This window comes from Cryobacterium sp. BB736, assembly GCF_014980265.1.
GTDB lineage: Bacteria > Actinomycetota > Actinomycetes > Actinomycetales > Microbacteriaceae > Terrimesophilobacter.
Map to the genome: position 1 here is coordinate 865,357 of NZ_JABXWQ010000001.1, position 19,237 is coordinate 884,593.

Genomic DNA, 19,237 nt, shown 5'->3' on the forward strand with positions numbered 1-19,237 from the left:
CAACTCGACGGCTACGTGACGATCAGGCGGGGGAGCCGGATGCGCGCCACTCGCGCAGGCGACGGGTCGCCTCTTCCGCCCCGAGCGGCCCCTCGTTGAGACGCAGCTCCAGCAGGAACCGGTACGCCCTACCGACCTCCGGGCCGGGGCGCAGCCCGAGCACCTTCATGATCTCCTCGCCGTCGAGGTCTGGCCGGATGGCGTCCAACTCCTCCTGCTCGGCGATCGTCGCGATGCGCTCTTCGAGATCGTCGTACGCGCTGGCGAGCCGGTTCGCCTTGCGGCGGTTGCGGGTCGTGACGTCGGCACGGGTGAGGATGTGCAGCCGCTCGAGCAGCCCGCCAGCGTCGCGCACGTATCGTCGCACCGCGGAATCGGTCCAGGCGCCCTCCGTGTAGCCAAAGAACCGCAAGTGCAGCTCGATGAGCCGCGCAACCTCGGTGATCGTCTCCTTGTCGAAGCGCAGCTCGCGCAACCGCTTCGCCGCGAGCTTCGACCCGACGACGTCGTGGTGGTGGAAGGTCACCAACCCGCCAGGTTCGATGCGCTTGGTCGCGGGCTTGCCGATGTCATGCAGCAGCGCGGCGAGACGCAGGGTGAGGTCGGGTGCGGCACCCGCATGCCGCTGTTCCTCGAGCGCGATGGCTTGGTCGAGCACGGTAAGGCTGTGCTCGTAGACGTCCTTGTGGTGATGATGCTCGTCAACCTGCAGCCGCAACGCCGGCAACTCTGGCAAGACATGCTGGGCCAGGCCGCTCGCGACCAGCAGTTCCAGGCCGGGGCGGGGGCGGGCGGTCAGCAGCAGCTTGCTCAGCTCATCCCGGATGCGCTCGGCCGAGACGATGCTGATGCGCTCGGCCAGATCGCGCATCGCGACGGCAGTCGGCTCGGCCACGGTGAAGCCCAACTGCGACGTGAACCGTGCGGCACGCATCATCCGGAGCGGGTCGTCGCCGAACGAGACCTCGGGCTTGCCGGGCGTCGTGAGGCGACGGGACATCAGGTCCTCGATGCCGCCGGACGGGTCGATGAGCTTCATCTCCGGAAGACGCAGCGCCATCGCGTTCACGGTGAAATCGCGGCGTAGGAGGTCGCCCTCGAGCGTGTCGCCGAATTCCACGACCGGTTTGCGGGTCGCTCCGTCGTACGCGTCCGAGCGGTAGGTGGTGATCTCGACCGTGTGACCGTCGATCAGCGCACCGATCGTGCCGAAGGCCCGCCCGATATCCCACTGGGTCGAAGAGATCGGCCGCACAAGCGCCAGGATGCGGTCCGGTCGCGCATTCGTCGCGAAATCGAGGTCATTGATGGCCGTTCCGACGAAGGCGTCGCGTACCGGGCCGCCAACTAGGGCTAACTCTTCGCCCGCATCAGCGAAGGCGCGGGCCAGAGCGCTGACGTGAGGGGATGCGGCAAGTTCGCCAAGGCGCGCGATTGCGGTGGCGACGCTTTCCATGCGCCCAAGACTATCGAGGGCGCACGCGAATAGACTCGCTGGAGGTCGGCCACGGAATCCCGGGACCTTCCCTCGCGCCTATGAGAATATTTCCGCTACTCCTCGCCCTCGGCCTTGCCGTGACCGGCGCGGTGGCCCCGCTCGCCCCGGCGGCCGCCGTCGACGGCGTCTCGCTGACCATCACCCCCGCCGGCAACGGCGTCATCGGACCGGAAGCCGACCTGGTTGTGAACGGAACCGTCGTGAACGACGGCGCGGCAACCGATGCGGCGGCGGTCACCCTGCACGTCGCACGCACGCCGGTGACCGACCGAGCGGAGCTCCTGAAATGGCTGACCGCAGAAGAGCCGCCAGCCCTCGAGGTGGGGGCCGCCGTTGCGACCGCCAGCGTCCCGGCGATCGGCGCCGCGCAGTCTCGCGGGTTCAGTCTCAGCGTTGCCGCCGATGCTCTGGGGCTCGCCGAGTTCGGCAGCTACCCGATTCAGGTCCGGTACTCACCGCCGGGCGGCGAGCCGACGGTGGAGGAGGGCGCCATCGTGTGGAACCCCGGATCCACACCATCGTTCTCGCTGTCCGCCGCCGCCGCGCTCACCGTGCCGCCACCGGCATCCGGCCTTCTCGACGCCACACAACTAGGGGACTACACCGCCCCAACCGGTCAGCTCAGCCGGATGCTGGACGAGTACGTGACGAGCGGTGTCGCCATCGGCGTTGACCCGATGATCATCGCGTCGATCAGGCTGCTCGGCACCAACGCTCCGCCGTCGGCAACGGCATGGCTCGCGCGCCTGGCGGCGGTCCCCAACGAGACCTTCGCGCTCAGCTATGCCGACTCCGACCTCGGACTGCTGTCGCAATCAGGCGCGGGAGTCCTGACCCCCGTGGCATTCCGAATGGATCCGGCTGCCGTCCCGGCGCAGGAAGGCGCAACGGCGACCCCGGCACCGGTTGACCCGGCGGCACCGCCCGTCGATGAGGTCCTCGCGTGGCCGTACACGATCGATGGAATCGCCTGGCCACGGCCAGACACCGTCACGACGCCCGACCTGGCCACCTTCACCGCCGCGGGCTACACGACAACGCTGCTCAGCTCATCCGGGATCGACCGGGACAGCTTCACCTCCGCGGTCTCCATCGACGGCACCGCCGGTATCGTCTCGGACGACATCGTCGCGAATCTGATCTCCGAGGCGGTCGTGGCGCCGTCGCTGTCGGCCTGGCAGACGACGATGGCACAGCTTGCAGCCTCGACGGCTGAGCTGGCCAAGACGCATCCCGGCTCGCCCGTGTTCGCCGCGCTCAACCGGGCGGCTGACGCGCCGCGCTTCGCCGAGACCTTCCAGGCACTCCAGTCCTTCCCCTGGGTGAATGAAGCAGTCCTGACCGAGACCATGGCCGCCGGTGCCAGCGCTGCAACGGTCTCTCAAGAGCTTGCCGACGACCCGCGAATGGCGACGGTGAACTCGCTCCTGCAGACCGAGGCGGCCGTCGCCAACTTCGCGACGGTGCTCGCCGACCCCACCCAGCTCACCGGCCCGAGGCGACTCGCCCTGCTGGCCACGGTGTCCAACCAGTGGGCGCTTGATGTTGCCGGCGGCGCAGCGCTGGTTGAGCAGTTCCGCACGGACGGGTTCGACATCCTGAATGCGATCAGCATCCCCAGCGGCAGCACCGTCAACCTGCTCTCCGACAACGGGCCCCTGCCGATCACCGTGAGCAACGCTCTCGCCTATCCCGCGACCGTGCACGTTTCGGTGAAGCCAGCGCGCGCCATCCTGAACGTCACGGAGGACCCGATCGTGCTCACGATCGAGGCGAACTCGCAGGCGAAGGCGTTCGTGCCGGTGCAAACGGTGGCCAACGGCCAGGTGCGCACGGTGGTCACGTTGTCGAGCCCCGCTGCCGTGCCGATCTCGCAGCCGGTGACGGTGTCGCTGAATGTCCAAGCGGGGTGGGAAACCGCGGCAACCTGGGTGCTCGCCGCTATCGTCGTGGTGATGTTCATCGCCGGTGTGATTCGGACCATTCGCAAACGACGGCGTGCCGTGCAGGAACCGGCACAGGAGGCCGCGTGAGCGAGACCGACGACGCCGCCGGCGTGCCGGACTCGAAGATCGGCCGCGCCAGCGCCGTGATGGCGACCGGCACGATCGTCTCCCGCATCCTCGGCTTCGTCAAGGCTGCGGTCCTCGCTGCGACGATCGGCCAGGTCGGCAGCGCGGCCGCCGACGCCTTCACGATCGCCAACGGTCTGCCGAACAACATCTATGCCCTCATTGCCGGCGGCATGCTGAGCGCCGTGCTGGTTCCGCAGATCGTGCGGTCGGCGCTGCACGCGGATGGCGGGCAGCGTTTCATCAACAAACTCGTGACGCTCGGGATCACAGTGTTCGTGATCCTCACAATCATCGCGACTCTGTGCGCACCACTGCTGATCGATCTGTACACCAATGATCCCGACCCCGAGGTCTTCGCCCTCGCGACGGCGTTCGCCTATTGGTGTCTTCCGCAGATCCTGTTCTATGCGCTGTACACCCTGCTGGGTGAGGTGCTCAATGCGCGCGGCGTCTTCGGGCCGTTCATGTGGGCTCCGATCCTCAACAACGTCGTCGCCATCGCGGGGCTGGTCGCCTTCCAGGTGCTGTTCGGGTCGGGGACCCAATTCCATAGTCCGGATGTCTGGACCCCCGGCATGGTCGGACTGCTCGGAGCGAGCGCGACGCTTGGCGTCGCGGCGCAAGCGCTCATCCTCGGTGTGTTCTGGAAGCGCGCTCGCCTGGGCTTCCGACCGGACTTCAAGTGGCGTGGTGTCGGCCTATCGCGCACCGGACGCACGGCATCGTGGGCGTTCGCGATGATCCTCGTCACTCAGATCGCCGGAATCGTCCAGACGCAGGTGGTCTTCCAGGCAGCTGGTGCCGGCGCATCCGCAACAACGCTCCAGAACGCATTCCTGATCTTCATGCTCCCGCACTCGGTGGTGACGGTATCGCTGGTCACCGCCTACTTCACTCGCATGAGCGGCCACGCGAGTGCCGGGAATCTCGCTGGCGTGCGCAGTGATGTGTCCTCGTCGCTGCGCTCGATCGGGCTCGTGATGGTGTTCGCGACCATCGCGCTCATGGTCGTCGCCTACCCGGTGAGTGTCTTCTTCGAGAGCGACGTCGACAAGATCCGGGCGATGGGAAACGTCATCATCGCCCTGCTGTTGAGTCTCGTTCCGTTCAGCGCTGTTTTCGTCATGCAGCGCGTGTTCTATGCCCTCGAGGACACGAGAACCGTGTTTCTGATCGAGGTCGCCAAGCAATCGGTGTTCGTCGCCGGCGCGCTTGTGGCGGGCACCCTGCCGTTGGAGTGGATCGGCGTCGGTGTCGCGGTCGCCACCTCGATCGCCGTGACAGCACAATTGGTCATCACGTTCGCGGTGCTGCGGCGCAAGCTTGGTTCTATCGACGGGCGCCGCATCGCCGTTCGCTACCTCGAGTACCTCGGCGCCGCTCTCGCGGCCGGAGCCGTCGGCTTCGGATTGCTGTGGCTGCTCGGCGGCCTCTGGCCTGCCGGCTTCGCACTATCCGGGATGGGGGCAGCTGCCCTGACCATCGTCGGTCTCGGCACGCTCATGTCGCTCATCTACGTCGGCTTGCTCGCGCTGTTCAAGAATTCGGAGCTCGCCCCCGTGCTGCGTTCCCTAACCGACCGTTTCAGCCGTTCCCGCTGAGTCATCCAGAGGCGGAATAGTGCGTCCGTAGGATGTGTTATACCCGGCAGCGACAAGGAGATATACGTGCGCCAACTCATCATCATCGGCTCTGGGCCCGCTGGCTACACCGCAGCGATCTACGCTGCCCGCGCCAAACTCGCCCCACTGCTGATCGCCAGCTCCGTGCAGGCGGGCGGTGAGCTGATGAACACGACCGACGTCGAGAACTACCCCGGATTCCCGGACGGGATCATGGGTCCCGACCTGATGGAGAAGTTCCGTGCGCAGGCTGAGAAGTTCGGCACCGAGATCGTCCTGGATGACGTCGTCGACCTTGACGTGAGCGGGCCGGTCAAGAAGGTGACCCTCGGTTCCGGTCGAGTCGAAGAGGCTCTCGCGGTGATCTACGCCACCGGTTCCGCCTACCGCAAACTCGGGGTCGAGGGCGAAGACCGCTTGAGCGGCTACGGCGTCTCCTGGTGCGCGACCTGCGACGGGTTCTTCTTCCGCGAGAAGAAGGTGGCAGTCGTCGGCGGCGGCGACTCGGCCATGGAGGAAGCGACCTTCCTCACCAAGTTCGCCGACAAGGTGTACATCATCCACCGCAGTGAGACGCTCCGCGCATCCGAAATCATGCAGGAACGCGCATTCGACAACCCGAAGATCGAGTTCCTGTACAACAAGACCGTCGAGAAGATCGAGGGCGGCGCGTCAGTCGCATCCGTCACCCTTCGCGACACCGTTGACGGCATTCAGACCACGCTCGACCTGGACGGCCTGTTCGTGGCTATCGGCAGCGACCCGCGCACGCACCTGGTGCACGGCAAGCTTGAACTCACCCAGGATGGCACGGTGTGGGTCGATGGGCGCAGCTCGCGCACGAGCGTGCCCGGCGTGTTCGCCGCCGGTGACGTGCTCGACCCCATCTACCGCCAGGCGGTCACCGCGGCCGGCTCTGGAACCGTAGCCGCGCTTGACGCCGAGCACTACCTGGCCGCTCTCCCCAAGAATCTGACCACCGTCCCGGCGTAGTCCGGACCACCGAAGTAAGGAAGAACAAACCGTGAGCAAGAACGTCACCGACGCAACCTTCGCAGACGAGGTACTCAACTCCGACAAGACCGTTCTGGTCGACTTCTGGGCCGAATGGTGTGGCCCCTGCCGCGCCGTCTCCCCGATTCTCGACCAGATCGGCATCGAGCACGCCGACAAGATCGAGGTCGTCAAGCTCAACGTCGACGACAACCCGCAGATGGCGGCGAAGTACCAGATCACGTCGATCCCGGCGATGAAGGTCTACCGAGGTGGCGAGGTCGTGAAGACCGTGATCGGCGCCAAGCCGAAGCCCGCGCTCGAGGCGGACCTGGCCGAGTTCCTGGCGTAAGAATCGCCGGGCGGGGCTGCTCCTCAGCGGATTTCAGCCCCAGCCGGGGCGCGTACCCTTGTTTACACACCAAGAAGGGACGCGCAGCAATGACATCTGGCCGCCTCGGCAGCGACACCACCAACCTTGACCCGTGGCATGACAGCTACGCGGCAAGGACTGCCGGACTGAGCGCATCCGAGGTCAGAGCCCTTTTCGCCGTCGCATCACGACCGGAAGTTGCCTCGCTGGCTGGTGGTATGCCGTTCGTGTCGGCGCTGCCGCCCGAGTTGGTCTCCGGCGCGATCGACCGGGTCATGCGCGAGCAGGGGCCGGTCGCGCTGCAGTACGGCTCGGGGCAGGGTGTCCCCAAATTGCGCGAGCAGATCCTCGACGTCATGGCGCTCGAGGGCATCAGGGCCAACGCCGACGACGTCGTCGTCACGACAGGGTCGCAACACGCGCTCGAGTTGATCGCGAAGCTCTTCCTTGACCCGGGCGATGTGGTATTGGCCGAGGGACCGAGCTATGTCACGGCCCTCGTCGTCTTCAAGTCTTTCCAGGCCGCGATCGACCATGTTCCGATGGATGAGCACGGGCTGATCCCCTCTGCGCTGAGAGAGCACATCGCCCGGTTGCGCGCCGCCGGCCGTCGGATGAAGTTCCTGTACACCGTGCCCACGTTCAACAACCCGGCAGGCTTGACTCTCAGTGCGCAGCGACGCGTCGAGGTGCTGGAAATCGCTCGCGAGAACGGCATTCTGGTCATCGAGGACAACCCCTACGGGTTGTTGTACTTCGAGGATCAGCCGCCGCAGGCGATGCGCTCGCTCGATTCAGATGGTGTCATCTATCTGGGCACGTTCTCGAAGACGCTCGCGCCGGGATTCAGGGTCGGTTGGGTGCTCGCACCGACCGCGATCAAGGACAAGCTGGTGCTCGCAAACGAGGCCGCGGTCCTGTCTCCGAGCAACTTCTCCCAGCTGGTCATTTCCGAGTACCTTGCCAGCGCAGACTGGCGAGGCCAGATCGACACGTTCCGGGGTCTGTATCGAGAACGCCGTGACGCCATGCTGTCGGCGCTCGAGGAGTACCTGCCCGGGTGCGAGTGGACCGTACCCGCCGGCGGATTCTACGTGTGGCTCACCCTGCCCGAGGGTCTCGATTCGCGCGCGATGCTGCCGCGTGCCATTGAGCAGCTTGTCGCCTACACACCCGGGACCGCGTTCTACTCAGACGGGGACGGCGCCGCCAACATGCGACTGTCGTTCTGCTATCCGACTCCCGAGTTCATCCGGGAAGGCGTCCGCAGGCTCTCCATCGTGGTTGACGCGGAACTCGCGCTGCGAGATGCGCACGCGAACCTGGCCTGAGGTAGCGAAGGAAAACCCCTGATCAGGGTTGGTTTTTGGGAGCGTTTCGACAGGCTCAACCACACTCGAGCGCACACGCCTTCCCGAGGGGTCGCAAACGGTCCTTCCCAGTGCCAGGAAGGCCGCTTTCTGACCCTCGCAAGGCTGCTTGGATCAGTTGAAGCCGGGCTCTCCCAGTTCACCGAGGATGCGGTTCAGGTCGCCGACCGTCGCGAAATCGATCACGATGGTGCCCTTCTTCGCACCTAACGTAACTTTCACTCGCGTATCGAGTCGGTCACCTAACCGGTCGGCGATCTCGTTCAGCTGACCCTGGCGTCCGCCAGCCGTCGGCTTGACCTTCTTGGCCGGCTTGACCGAGACCTGGCCGGCCGCGGCCTCGGCGGCACGCACCGTGAGGTCCTCGTTGATGATCTTGTCCGCTAGTCGCTCCATGGCCTGCGAATCCTCGCCGACAGACAGCACAGCGCGCGCATGGCCTGCACTCAGCACCCCGGCAGCGACCTTCTTCTGCACCGAGTCGGGCAGGCGAAGCAAGCGGATTGTGTTGGTGATCTGCGGGCGCGACCGACCGATGCGTGTTGCGAGCTCGTCCTGCGTGATGTTGAAGTCGGCGAGCAGCTGCTGGTAGGCGGACGCCTCCTCCAGCGGGTTGAGGTCCGCCCGGTGCAGGTTCTCGAGAAGAGCGTCGCGCAGCATCGCATCGTCGTTCGTGTTCTTGATGACGGCGGGGATCGTGTCCAGGCCGAGCGCCTTGGTCGCTCGCAAGCGGCGCTCGCCCATGATCAGCTCGTACTTGGGGGCTCCGTCCGCGGCATCCGAGATCGGACGCACGACCACCGGCTGGAGCACGCCGACCTCCCGGATCGACGCGATCAGCTCATCGAGCTTCTCCTGGTCGAACTCCGTGCGCGGCTGGACGGCGTTGGGAACGATCTCCTCTGGGCGCAGATTGGCCAGTCGAGCACCGGGAACAGCGATCAGTCCCTCGACCTCCGGCTCGGCGCGGGCTGCGGGAGACGGGAAGAAGACGTCGACGGGACGCGCGGATCCCGTATCGGTGGGGATGAGTGCGCCGATGCCTCGGCCGAGTCCGGTTCGCTTTGCCATCAGTTTGGTGCTCCTCTGCGGGCGATCTCCGCCGCTGCCTCAAGGTAAGAAAGGGATCCAGGCGAGTTCGTGTCGTAGCTGATGACGCTCTGCCCGTAGCTGGGCGCCTCGGAGATCCGCACGGAACGGGGGATCAGCGTCTGAAGAACCTCGTTCGGGAAGTGCTCGCGAACATCCTGCACGACCTGGTTGGCGAGGTTGGTGCGTGCGTCGTACATCGTGAGAAGGATGGTCGACACATTCAGCGTCGGGTTCAGGTGACGCTCGATGAGTTGGATGTTGTTGAGCAGCTGGCTCAGGCCCTCGAGGGCGTAGTACTCGCACTGAATCGGGATGAGCACCTCGTTCGCGGCCACGAACGCATTGATTGTGAGCAGCCCGAGCGAAGGGGGGCAATCGATGAAGACGTAGTGGAACGCGTCATCGGACTCCTCGAGGAAGGTTTCGAGAGCGCTCCGCAGCCGTTGCTCGCGCGCAACGAGCGAGACCAGCTCGATCTCGGCGCCCGCAAGGTGGATGGTGGCCGGAATGCAGTACAGCGCCTCAAACTCGGGGCTCTTCTGCACGACGCTCGCCATCGGAAGATCGTTGATGATCACTTCGTAGACGCTGGGCGTCTCTGACCGGTGTTCGACGCCGAGCGCGGTGGAGGCGTTACCCTGCGGGTCGAGGTCGATCACGAGCACACGCGCTCCGGTGCGGGCGAGCGCTGCCGCCAGGTTCACGGTGGTGGTGGTCTTGCCGACCCCGCCCTTCTGGTTGGCGACCGTGAAGATCCGTGTCTTCGTAGGCAGGGGCAGATCTTGGGACGAGAGCAGCTGCCGACGGCGTGTGATTTCGGCGAGTTCGCGGGCGAGGGGGGTGGATTCATCGAAACCGGATGCGGGGCGTTCGGATGCGGGAGTGGCGGTCGTTCGCTCCAGGGGAGGCTCCACCACGGGCTCCGCCGATTCCGTCAACTCCTCCGCGGGGTCCGCGGGCGCAGCGGGCTTTTCGAACTCGTCGGCGACTTCCGGCTCGGACACATCGGCGTCAATTTTGTCTTCGATGGGCTCGGCGTCGGCGATGTCACCGACGGGCGCGGGAGTGTCCGCGGTCAGCACGGTTGTCGTGCCGGTTGAATCGACGGCGATTGCCGTCGATTCATCGCCTGTCCAGACCGGCGCCCCGACCTCGCCGCGAACGAACCCGTGCTGTTCGGCATGGTCCGCAAGCGGTGCGTCCGCGACGGCAGCGTGCTCCGTCTCCGCGCTCGATGCCTGGTCGGCGGCCGTGGCGGCCGCCTTGTCCTGATGTTTCACGTGAAACCTTCTTAGTCCGAGGATCAATTTCTCACGACCTCTGCCCTGTAGCCCTGCTGAGCGAGGCGAGCCCTCGCCGTCAATCCACTGTAGATCGGAAGACGCGCGTTACCTCGGCGACCTGCCCAGCACCGAGCGTAATGATCTCGATATCGCTCAGCCGCGCCTTCCGGATGGCCTTGGCGGCCGCGTCGACTTCCTTCTCCACGCTCGCGCCCTTGAAGAGCAGCAGCTCGCCGCCGCTGCGCACCAGTCGGGCGGTGATCGGGATCAGCTTGGAGAGCGCGCCAACGGCGCGAGCCGTGACCTGGTCAAGCCAGGGGGAGAACTCCACCTCTTCGGCGCGTGCGCGAACGACCTCGACATTGTTCAACCCCAGGGACGAGCTCTCGTGCTCGAGCCATTCGACGCGGCGTTCCATCGGCTCGATGAGCACGAGTTCGACATCCGGGCGGGCGATGGCAAGCACGAGCCCGGGGAGGCCAGCGCCACTTCCGACATCGCCCACGCGACCCGGCCGAAGCAACGGGGCGAGCAGGACCGAGTTGAGGATGTGCCGAGTCCAGAGCCTGGGGAGTTCGAGCGGTCCGATCAAACCGAGTTCGTCACCGCGGCGGGCGAGGTCCGCCGTAAAGGCTCGCGCCAGCTCGATCCGGTCGCCGAAGAGTTCCGCCGCGACGGCCGGCTCTGGCTCAACCAAGCTCATGATGTTTCACGTGAAACATGCGTCACTTGGCGGTAATGACGGTGTGCCGGTCGCGGCCCTCGCCCTCGGAGACCGAGACAAAGCCCTCGCCTGCGACAATGTCGTGCACGACCTTGCGCTCGTACGACGACATCGGGGGGAGGGATGCGGATGCCGCACCGTCCTCGATGCGCTGGATCGCTCGCTCGACGAGGGCGACCAGCTCCGCCTGACGAGCCTCGCGCGAGCCGCCGATGTCAAGGATGAGCCGCGAGAAGGCGCCCGTGCGCGTGTGTACCGCGATGCGGGCCAGCTCCTGCAGGGCGCTCACGGTGTCCGGCTTCGACAGCAGTCGGAGGTTACTGTCGCTGGTTGACGTGACGGAGACGTAGGCACGTCCGTCACGAACGTCGATGTCGATGTCGCCATCCAAATCGGCCACGTCGAGGAGTTCCTCGATGTAGTCCGCTGCGGCGTCGCCTTCTTCTTCAAGCTGGCTGACCGTGGGGCGGATGTCGTCGGCGCCGGGCTCGATGCCGTCGGTCTCGGGGGAGAGCTGCGTCACGGTCGCTACCTCTTCTTCTTCTTGCGGTTCTTGGGGTTGACGGGTTGCTGTCGCTGTGTGGGCTTGGGCGCCTCCGGCGTTGCCGGATCGTCGGTCTCGACGATCGTGATGCCCTTGCGCTGGCGCTTCTTGGCAAGCCGCGCCTCACGAGCGAGCGCCGCCTCACTACCGGGGGTCGGCAGGTTCCGGATGACGATGAACTGCTGACCCATGGTCCAGAAGTTCGAGACCAACCAGTAGGTCATGACGCCGAGCGGGAAGGTGAAGCCCGAGAACAGGAAGACGAGCGGAAGGATGTACAGCAGGATGCGCTGCTGCTTGTACATCGGGCTCGCCTTCATCTCCGGCGACTGGTTCTTCGACATGATCTGCAGCTGGGTGATGAACTGCGAACCGGTCATCAGGATGACCATGATGATGGCGATGATGATCACCGACATGTTGCCGTCTGCGGTGGAGATCGACAGGCGCAGGGGAGCGCCGAGGAATTCGGAGCGCGCGAACGACTCCGACAGCTCCTGGTTGAGCATCCCGACACCGACGCCCTCGTTCTGGGCGTTCTGAAGTACCGAGAAGAGCCCGAAGAAGATCGGCATCTGCAGAAGCAGTGGCAGGCAGGACGCGAGCGGGTTGGTCCCGGCCTTCCGGTAGGCCTCCATGGTCTCGCGTGACATCGCCTCGCGGGAGAACTGGTCGCGCTTGCCCTTGTACTTATCCTGGATCTTCTTCAGCGCAGGCGCGACCTCAAGCATCCGGCGCTGGCTGCGGATCTGCCGCACCGTGATCGGGATGAGCGCGGCGCGAACCACGATGACCAGGCCGACTATCGACAGCACCCAGGTCAGGCCGGCATCCGGGTCGAGTCCGATATTGGTCCACAGCCAGTGGAACGCGACGAGGATCGCCTCGATGACCCACTTGATGGGCCAGAGGATGGTGCCGATGAAGTCCATGTAGGAGTCAGGCCTTTCCGTGGTTCAGGGTTACGAAGCCGAAAGAGGTGAGCCGGTAGCGACCGGAGGTGTTAGCGGGCACGTCATCGACGCCGCCCGCGGCCCAGGGGTGGCAGCGGAGGATGCGTCTGGCCCCAAGCCAGATTCCCTTCACGACGCCATGCTGCTGGATCGCCTGCAGGGTGTAGTGGGAGCAGCTCGGGTAGTAGCGGCAGACATCCCCATATAAAGGAGAGATCAGCAGGCGGTAGGCGCGCAAGATGAGCACGCAGATGTTGCGTGGCAACAACCAGAGGGTAAGTAGAATTTTACTCAATTGGGGAGGCTCCTCGACAGCGCGTCGACGACGTCCTTATGGAGCGTAGCCGAGGGCACCTGCTCGGATCCGGGGAGGGCACGCACGACCACATCGGTGCCCGGCGCGACGGCTGGCAGCAGCCGATAGCAGACAGCACGCAAGCGACGGCGCACAAGATTGCGCTTCACCGCGTTGCCCACCTTCCGAGTGATGATGAAGCCGAACCGGGGTGGTCGGCTCTCACCGGTGCTCGCGACGTGCACAACCGTGGTGGAACCGGTGAACCGACGGCCACGACGCAGCGTGGACTTGAAATCGTCGGCGGTCACCAGCCGGTTGCGGCCCGCGAGCACGGGAGACGACTAAGCCGAGAGTTCGGTGCGACCCTTGCGACGCCGGGCGCTCAGGATGGCGCGGCCCGCGCGAGTGCGCATCCGGAGGCGGAAGCCGTGCACCTTGGCGCGGCGGCGGTTGTTCGGCTGGAAGGTTCGCTTGCTCATGATTCTCTCTCCACAGGTGAATCCGTAAGGGCCAACAAGAGAACTGAGCCCTGGGAAGTCAGGTTGCCGTTTACCGGCAGAAGTCAACTGATTAAAGGTACGGGGTTAACCGCGCCCGGTCAAACGGGGCAACCGGAGTACCTACTAACACTATCCCCAGTTTTGGAGATGCCTTTAGCCTGTCCCACCGACACAAACTATGGTGGTGGGACTGCACAGACGGTGGATAACCCTGTGAGTAACTTTTATTGACCGTGAGGGGAACGATGTCCGACGGAGCTGACCCGACCAGCGGTCTGTGGCAATCCGTGCTGCAGGCGCTGCGATCGGACGAACGGATCACTCCGCAACTCGAAGGCTTCCTGTCTCTCGTCGAACCCAAAGGCGTGATGGCCGGCACCTTCTACCTTGAAGTGCCGAACGACCTGACCCGCGGGATGCTCGAGCAACGCATCCGGATTCCTCTGCTGAACGCGATGAGCCTGGTTAGCGGCGATCACAATTCGATCGAGAACTTTGCGGTGGTGGTGAACCCGGAGATCGGGCAGGACCTGCTGGAGTCGACCTCAGAACCGCACGAACAGCCGTACATCGAGCCGACGCCAGAGGTGCGGGACACCGGTCGCCGCGGCGACTCACGGTTGAACCCGAAGTACAGCTTCGACAACTTCGTCATCGGCGGGTCAAACCGGTTCGCTCACGCCGCCGCGGTTGCGGTGGCCGAAGCGCCGGCGAAGGCATACAACCCGCTCTTCATCTACGGCGAGTCAGGCCTCGGCAAGACCCACCTGCTGCACGCGATCGGTCATTACGCCGAGAGCATGTACCCGGGCATCCGCACCCGTTATGTCAGCTCGGAAGAGTTCACGAACGACTTCATCAACTCGATCGCCAACAACCGGTCGTCACTGTTCCAGTCGCGCTACCGCGACATCGACATCCTGCTGATTGACGACATCCAGTTCCTGCAGGGCAAGGACTCAACGCAGGAAGCCTTCTTCCACACCTTCAACACGCTGCACGATCACAACAAGCAGGTGGTGATCACCAGCGACCTGCCGCCCAAGCACCTGACCGGCTTCGAAGACCGGATGCGATCGCGCTTCGAATGGGGACTGATCACGGATGTCCAGGCACCAGACCTGGAGACCCGAATCGCCATCCTGCGCAAGAAGGCGCAGAGCGAACGGCTGCAGGTGCCCGACGACATCCTCGAGTACATGGCATCCAAGGTGTCGTCGAACATCCGGGAGCTCGAGGGCACACTCATCCGGGTCACCGCGTTCTCAAGCCTCAACCGCACACCTGTCGATATGGCCCTCGTGCAGACGGTGCTCAAGGACTTGATCACCCTCGATGAGGACAACGTCATCGCGCCGGTCGACATCATCAATCACACCGCCGAGTACTTCAAGCTGACTGTCGACGACCTGTACGGGTCGAGCCGCTCACAGGCTGTCGCCACCGCACGCCAGATCGCGATGTATCTGTGCCGCGAACTCACCAACCTGTCGCTGCCCAAGATCGGGCAGCTGTTCGGCAATCGCGACCACACGACCGTGATGTACGCGAACAAGAAGATCAGCGAGCTCATGAAGGAGCGCCGCTCCATTTACAACCAGGTGACAGAGCTCACGAGCCGCATCAAGCAGAACCACCGCTACAAATAGGTCTGCCGGGTTTAATCCCCAAGGTGGATAACCTGTGGATAACTGTCGAGCTTCTTGTGAATTACACGCTCCGGCATGTGTAAACCGGTTGCTTGTGGTTCGGGCGAGATTTCGTCATCCGCAGCCGGTTCGACAGAGCTTCCACATCTCACACGCGTGTAGTTCCCGCATGATGACGAGGATGCACAGGGTTATCCACAGTTTCCACAGCGGTTAATACGATTGTCCTTTAAAGAATTAATCAATCCTCCGCCAACGAATGCGGTGCGGCGTACGGGCTCGTGCGGCCTGTGCCAGTATTAAGCCCCAGTCGTACCGCCCACAGCAGACACGAGGTGAACATGAAGTTCCAGGTCAATCGCGACGTCTTCAGCGAAGCCGTGTCCTTCGCGGTGAAGCTTCTGCCCCAGCGCACCACCCTGCCTATTCTGAGCGGGGTGCTCATCGAGACGACCGATACCGGACTGACCCTCTCCTCGTTCGATTACGAAGTGTCGACGCAGACGTCGATCGCAGCTGACATCGAAGAGCCCGGCCGCATCCTGGTCTCCGGGCGGCTGCTGGCCGACATCGCGAGCCGGCTTCCGAGCGCACCCGTGCAGTTCTCGACCGACGGCAGCCGGGTCAGCGTTGTCTGCGGCTCCGCCAAGTTCAACCTGCTCAGCATGCCGGTCGAGGAATACCCGACGCTGCCGCAGATTTCCGCGTCATCGGGTCTGCTGCCCGCCGAGGACTTCGCCGAGGCCGTCGCCCAGGTCGCGGTCGCCGCATCCCGCGACGATGTGACGCCCGTCATCACCGGTGTCCAGCTCGAGGTTTCCGAGAACAGCCTCAGCCTGGTCGCGACCGACCGATACCGGGTAGCCATCCGCGAGATCCCGTGGGATTCCGGCGACTCCGGAGCTCCGGAGGGTGTCACCGCACTGGTTCCGTCGCGCACCCTGACCGAGATCGGCAAGACCTTCGGGCACAGCGGAAACGTGTCGGTCGCCGTGACGAACAACGACGAGCGTGAACTCATCGCCTTCTCTGCAGACAACAAGACCGTCACTTCGCTGCTCATCAAGGGCAACTTCCCGCCGGTTCGCCGGCTGTTCCCCGAGTCGGTGGACAACTACGCGGTCATGAACACCGGCGAGCTCATCGAGGCGGTCCGTCGCGTTTCGCTGGTGCTGGAGCGCGAGGCGGCCCTGCGGTTCACCTTCTCGATGGATTCTGTGACGCTCGAGGCGATCGGTTCCGAGCAGGCACAGGCATCCGAGACCATTGACGCGCACCTCAGCGGTGAAGACACGGTCGTTTCGCTCAAGCCGCAGTTCCTGCTGGATGGCCTCGGCGCCGTGCATTCGGAGTTCGTTCGCATCTCCTTCACCAAGACTGACAACCCGAACAAGCCCGGTCCGGTGCTGATCACCAGCCAGACCTCACGGGATCAGCCGGGCGCAGACAACTACAAGTACCTGCTGCAGCCGAATCTCCTGCTTCGCTGAGCGGGTTCAGCAGAGCGGAGCGGACAATGTCGATCCAGGATGCGGCCGGTATCGCGCAAATCGGCCTGGTCGGCCTCGGTCGCATGGGCGGCGCGATGCGTGGGCGGCTGGAATCCCGGGGAATCGACGTTGTCGGTTTCGACGCGAATCCCGAACTCACCGAGGTGGAAAGCCTTGCCGGCCTCGTCGGTGCGCTGAGCGCGCCCCGGCTCATCTGGGTCATGGTGCCCGCGGGCGAGATCACCCGCTCGGTGGTCAGCGAGCTGGTCTCTCTGATGGATGCAGGTGACCTGCTGATCGACGGAGGGAACTCCCGCTACACCGAGGACGCCGTTCACGCCGAACTGGCCGCGGAGAAGGGCATCGGCTACCTGGATGCCGGGGTCTCCGGCGGAATCTGGGGCCGCGACAACGGCTACGGCCTCATGGTCGGCGGCAGCCAGGAGGACGTGGCGCGGGCGATGCCGGCATTCGACGCGCTGCGGCCGGAGGGTCCGCGCGAGGAAGGCTTCGTGCACGTCGGCCCGGTCGGCGCCGGACACTACGCCAAGATGGTGCACAACGGCATCGAGTATGCGCTCATGCAGGCCTACGCCGAGGGGTACGAGCTGCTTGAGAAACGCGACGACCTGATCACAGACCTGACCGGCACGTTCAAGGCCTGGCAGCGCGGCACCGTCGTAAGGTCCTGGCTGCTGGAGTTGCTCGTTCGCGCTCTCGACCAGGATCCGGAGTTCGAGGAGATCGTCGGCTACGTCGAGGACTCCGGTGAGGGCCGGTGGACCATCGAGGAGGCGATCGAGAACGCGGTTCCCGTGCCGGCGATCTCGGCGTCGATTTTTGCGCGCTTCGTCTCCCGCCAGGAGGAATCGCCCGCGATGAAAGCGGTTGCGGCGCTGCGTCACCAATTCGGCGGGCACGCGGTCAAGAAGGCTGATTGACATGGCCGGAAAAGCACCGTGAGGGTCACGCGACTCGCTCTCACCGATTTCCGCAACTATCACTCGGCCGACGTCGCCCTCGAGCCGGGGCCGAATCTGTTCGTCGGAAGCAATGGCCAGGGCAAGACCAACCTGGTGGAGTCTCTCGTTTACCTGAGCAGCCTCGGCTCGCACCGCGTGTCGAGCGAGCAGGCACTCATCCGCCAGGGAGCGGATGCCGCGATCATCCGTGCTCGCCTGCAGCACGCCGACCGTGAGCTCCTGGTCGAGGTGCAGCTGAACCGCTCGTCACCCAACCGAGCACAGGTCAACCGGGCACAGATCAAGCCGCGGGAGCTGCCCCGGTACAGCTCGACAGTGCTGTTCGCGCCCGAAGATCTCGCGCTCGTGCGCGGTGAGCCTTCCGGGCGCCGGCGTTTCATGGATGAGTTGCTGATCCTTCGTTCCCCTCGCTTCGCCGGCATCATCGCCGACTACGATCGGGTGCTTCGCCAACGCAATACGCTGCTGAAATCGGCCAGGGCGACCGGTGCGAAGGCGGCGTCGCTGACCACACTCGACGTGTGGGACGACAAACTGGTCGCCCTCGGCTCCGAACTGATCGAGGCACGCGCAACCCTGGTTTCAGAACTGCAGCCAGAGGTTGCCGCCGCCTATTACTCGGTCGCCGGCGACGACCACCACGCGCGACTCGCCAGTCAGCTGAGTGTGCTGGCGTCCGATCCGGATGCCGATCCGACCGAGGCGGGAACCGAAGCGCTCACAGCAGATCGGGTTGAGCAGGAATTCCGCAATTCGCTCGAGCGGCTGCGCCGCAACGAATTGGAGCGCGGCGTCACCCTGGTGGGTCCGCACCGGGACGACCTGCTGCTCGAATTGAACGGTATGCCCGCCCGCGGGTTCGCGAGCCACGGCGAATCGTGGTCGTTCGCGCTGTCTCTCAAGCTCGCCTCGGCCGCCGTGCTGCGGCGGGAGTCGGCCACCGGCGACCCGGTGCTCGTCCTCGACGACGTGTTCGCCGAACTCGACGAGAGCCGACGCGCACGGCTCGCGGCGGCGGTAGCCGACTTCGAACAGGTGCTCATCACCGCGGCGGTGTTCGATGATGTACCGGATGCGCTTGCCGGGCATACCGTCAGGATCGAGCGCGGCACCATTGTGGAAACGAGTGGAGGGGCACAGTGACTGACGGTGACGCACCGCTCGAAGAGCACGTTGCGGTCTATCTCCGATTCCGCTCGGTGTTCGGAGACGGGTCGAAGCGCACCCGTGACGCCCGGCGGCGCGCCAAGCGCGAACCGGGTTCGAGCGTGCCGTTCGGTGATGGCCGCGATCCGCACGGGCTCGGTGACGTCGTCGATGCCTTGACCGCTCGGATGGGCTGGTCTTCACCGCTCGCACAGTCCGAACTTCTCTCCTCCTGGCCGGTCGTTGTCGGGCAGGAGCTCGCCGAGCATTCGACGCCGGTGAGCATCGACGACGGGCAGTTGCGCGTGCAATGCGACTCGACAGCATGGGCGACCCAATTGCGCATCATGCGCACCCAGATCGTGACGAGCATCGCCGAGCGGTACCCGGATGCGGGCATCGAGTCCATCCGTTTCGATGGGCCGGGCGTTCCCTCCTGGAAAAAGGGTCCCAGATCAATTCCAGGGCGCGGCCCGCGCGATACTTACGGCTGACTAGGCAAAATCTTTGCCCGGCGCGAACAAAACCCGTCAGGCGGCCGTTTACAGCCCGCCCGACCAGCGATTTTGATAGAATCGTAAGGTCGTCGCGGCAGCTACTGGGATCAGGAGCCGAGCCCGAAGAGAGCAACAGGCAGGAGCCTA

Annotated in this window: 19 protein-coding genes; 10 read left to right on the plus strand and 9 right to left on the minus strand. The window is 64.8% G+C overall.

The genetic code is table 11. The features are described 5' to 3' along the window. Window positions 1-22: 22 nt before the first annotated feature. Window positions 23-1,456: a CCA tRNA nucleotidyltransferase gene (locus tag IRG63_RS04215; RefSeq protein WP_193509307.1), complete on the minus strand. Its 1,434-nt coding sequence runs from the start codon at window positions 1,454-1,456 to the stop codon at window positions 23-25. 80 nt (window positions 1,457-1,536) lie between these two features. On the opposite strand from IRG63_RS04215, the gene IRG63_RS04220 reads away from it, so the two are divergent. The 5 genes from IRG63_RS04220 (at window position 1,537) to IRG63_RS04240 (ending at window position 7,892) form a co-directional block, all read left to right on the plus strand. Continuing rightward, entirely contained in the window at window positions 1,537-3,531 is a 1,995-nt protein-coding gene (locus IRG63_RS04220; RefSeq protein WP_193509308.1) for a DUF6049 family protein, read from the plus strand. Further along, a complete protein-coding gene (murJ, locus tag IRG63_RS04225) occupies window positions 3,528-5,174 on the plus strand; it encodes a murein biosynthesis integral membrane protein MurJ (RefSeq protein WP_370566173.1) in 1,647 nt (548 codons plus the stop codon). Before IRG63_RS04220 ends, murJ begins: the two co-directional genes overlap by 4 nt. Window positions 5,175-5,240: 66 nt before the next feature. Further along, a complete protein-coding gene (trxB, locus tag IRG63_RS04230; RefSeq protein WP_168625968.1) occupies window positions 5,241-6,188 on the plus strand; it encodes a thioredoxin-disulfide reductase in 948 nt (315 codons plus the stop codon). A gap of 31 nt (window positions 6,189-6,219) precedes the next feature. Further along, window positions 6,220-6,540 carry a thioredoxin gene (trxA, locus tag IRG63_RS04235; protein WP_168625969.1) on the plus strand — a complete coding sequence of 107 codons (321 nt, stop codon included), beginning with the start codon at window positions 6,220-6,222 and terminating at the stop codon, window positions 6,538-6,540. A gap of 89 nt (window positions 6,541-6,629) precedes the next feature. Next, window positions 6,630-7,892: a PLP-dependent aminotransferase family protein gene (locus IRG63_RS04240; protein ID WP_193509309.1), complete on the plus strand. Its 1,263-nt coding sequence runs from the start codon at window positions 6,630-6,632 to the stop codon at window positions 7,890-7,892. A 153-nt stretch (window positions 7,893-8,045) separates the two neighbouring features. On the opposite strand, the gene IRG63_RS04245 is transcribed toward IRG63_RS04240, so the two are convergent. From IRG63_RS04245 to rpmH, 8 genes are all read right to left on the minus strand, one after another. Beyond that, window positions 8,046-9,005, minus strand: coding sequence for a ParB/RepB/Spo0J family partition protein (locus IRG63_RS04245; protein WP_168626856.1), 960 nt, complete (start codon window positions 9,003-9,005; stop codon window positions 8,046-8,048). Further along, complete coding sequence (locus tag IRG63_RS04250) at window positions 9,002-9,925, minus strand: ParA family protein (RefSeq protein WP_168626857.1); 924 nt, start codon at window positions 9,923-9,925, stop codon at window positions 9,002-9,004. The genes IRG63_RS04245 and IRG63_RS04250 overlap by 4 nt, the downstream gene beginning before the upstream one ends. Before the next feature lie 457 nt (window positions 9,926-10,382). Next, a complete protein-coding gene (gene rsmG, locus IRG63_RS04255) occupies window positions 10,383-11,009 on the minus strand; it encodes a 16S rRNA (guanine(527)-N(7))-methyltransferase RsmG (RefSeq protein ID WP_193509311.1) in 627 nt (208 codons plus the stop codon). Window positions 11,010-11,031: 22 nt separating this feature from the next. After that, window positions 11,032-11,553, minus strand: a complete 522-nt coding sequence (locus IRG63_RS04260; protein WP_168625972.1) for a R3H domain-containing nucleic acid-binding protein — start codon at window positions 11,551-11,553, stop codon at window positions 11,032-11,034. Window positions 11,554-11,558: 5 nt separating this feature from the next. After that, window positions 11,559-12,506, minus strand: a complete 948-nt coding sequence (gene yidC, locus IRG63_RS04265) for a membrane protein insertase YidC (protein WP_168625973.1) — start codon at window positions 12,504-12,506, stop codon at window positions 11,559-11,561. 7 nt (window positions 12,507-12,513) lie between these two features. After that, window positions 12,514-12,795 carry a membrane protein insertion efficiency factor YidD gene (gene yidD, locus IRG63_RS04270; protein ID WP_370566191.1) on the minus strand — a complete coding sequence of 94 codons (282 nt, stop codon included), beginning with the start codon at window positions 12,793-12,795 and terminating at the stop codon, window positions 12,514-12,516. A 23-nt stretch (window positions 12,796-12,818) separates the two neighbouring features. Further along, window positions 12,819-13,157 carry a ribonuclease P protein component gene (gene rnpA, locus IRG63_RS04275; RefSeq protein WP_193509312.1) on the minus strand — a complete coding sequence of 113 codons (339 nt, stop codon included), beginning with the start codon at window positions 13,155-13,157 and terminating at the stop codon, window positions 12,819-12,821. A 9-nt stretch (window positions 13,158-13,166) separates the two neighbouring features. Beyond that, window positions 13,167-13,304, minus strand: coding sequence for a 50S ribosomal protein L34 (rpmH, locus tag IRG63_RS04280; RefSeq protein ID WP_022895130.1), 138 nt, complete (start codon window positions 13,302-13,304; stop codon window positions 13,167-13,169). A gap of 266 nt (window positions 13,305-13,570) precedes the next feature. Between rpmH and dnaA the strand changes: the two genes are divergently transcribed. From dnaA to IRG63_RS04305, 5 genes are all read left to right on the plus strand, one after another. Next, window positions 13,571-14,974, plus strand: a complete 1,404-nt coding sequence (gene dnaA, locus IRG63_RS04285; protein WP_168625976.1) for a chromosomal replication initiator protein DnaA — start codon at window positions 13,571-13,573, stop codon at window positions 14,972-14,974. A gap of 341 nt (window positions 14,975-15,315) precedes the next feature. Next, window positions 15,316-16,464, plus strand: coding sequence for a DNA polymerase III subunit beta (gene dnaN / locus IRG63_RS04290; protein WP_168625977.1), 1,149 nt, complete (start codon window positions 15,316-15,318; stop codon window positions 16,462-16,464). A gap of 26 nt (window positions 16,465-16,490) precedes the next feature. Further along, on the plus strand, window positions 16,491-17,405 hold the full coding sequence (gnd, locus tag IRG63_RS04295; protein ID WP_193509313.1) for a phosphogluconate dehydrogenase (NAD(+)-dependent, decarboxylating): 915 nt from the start codon (window positions 16,491-16,493) through the stop codon (window positions 17,403-17,405). Window positions 17,406-17,423: 18 nt separating this feature from the next. Further along, on the plus strand, window positions 17,424-18,590 hold the full coding sequence (recF, locus tag IRG63_RS04300) for a DNA replication/repair protein RecF (RefSeq protein ID WP_193509314.1): 1,167 nt from the start codon (window positions 17,424-17,426) through the stop codon (window positions 18,588-18,590). Then, window positions 18,587-19,087: a DciA family protein gene (locus IRG63_RS04305; RefSeq protein ID WP_168625980.1), complete on the plus strand. Its 501-nt coding sequence runs from the start codon at window positions 18,587-18,589 to the stop codon at window positions 19,085-19,087. Before recF ends, IRG63_RS04305 begins: the two co-directional genes overlap by 4 nt. Window positions 19,088-19,237 lie beyond the last annotated feature (150 nt).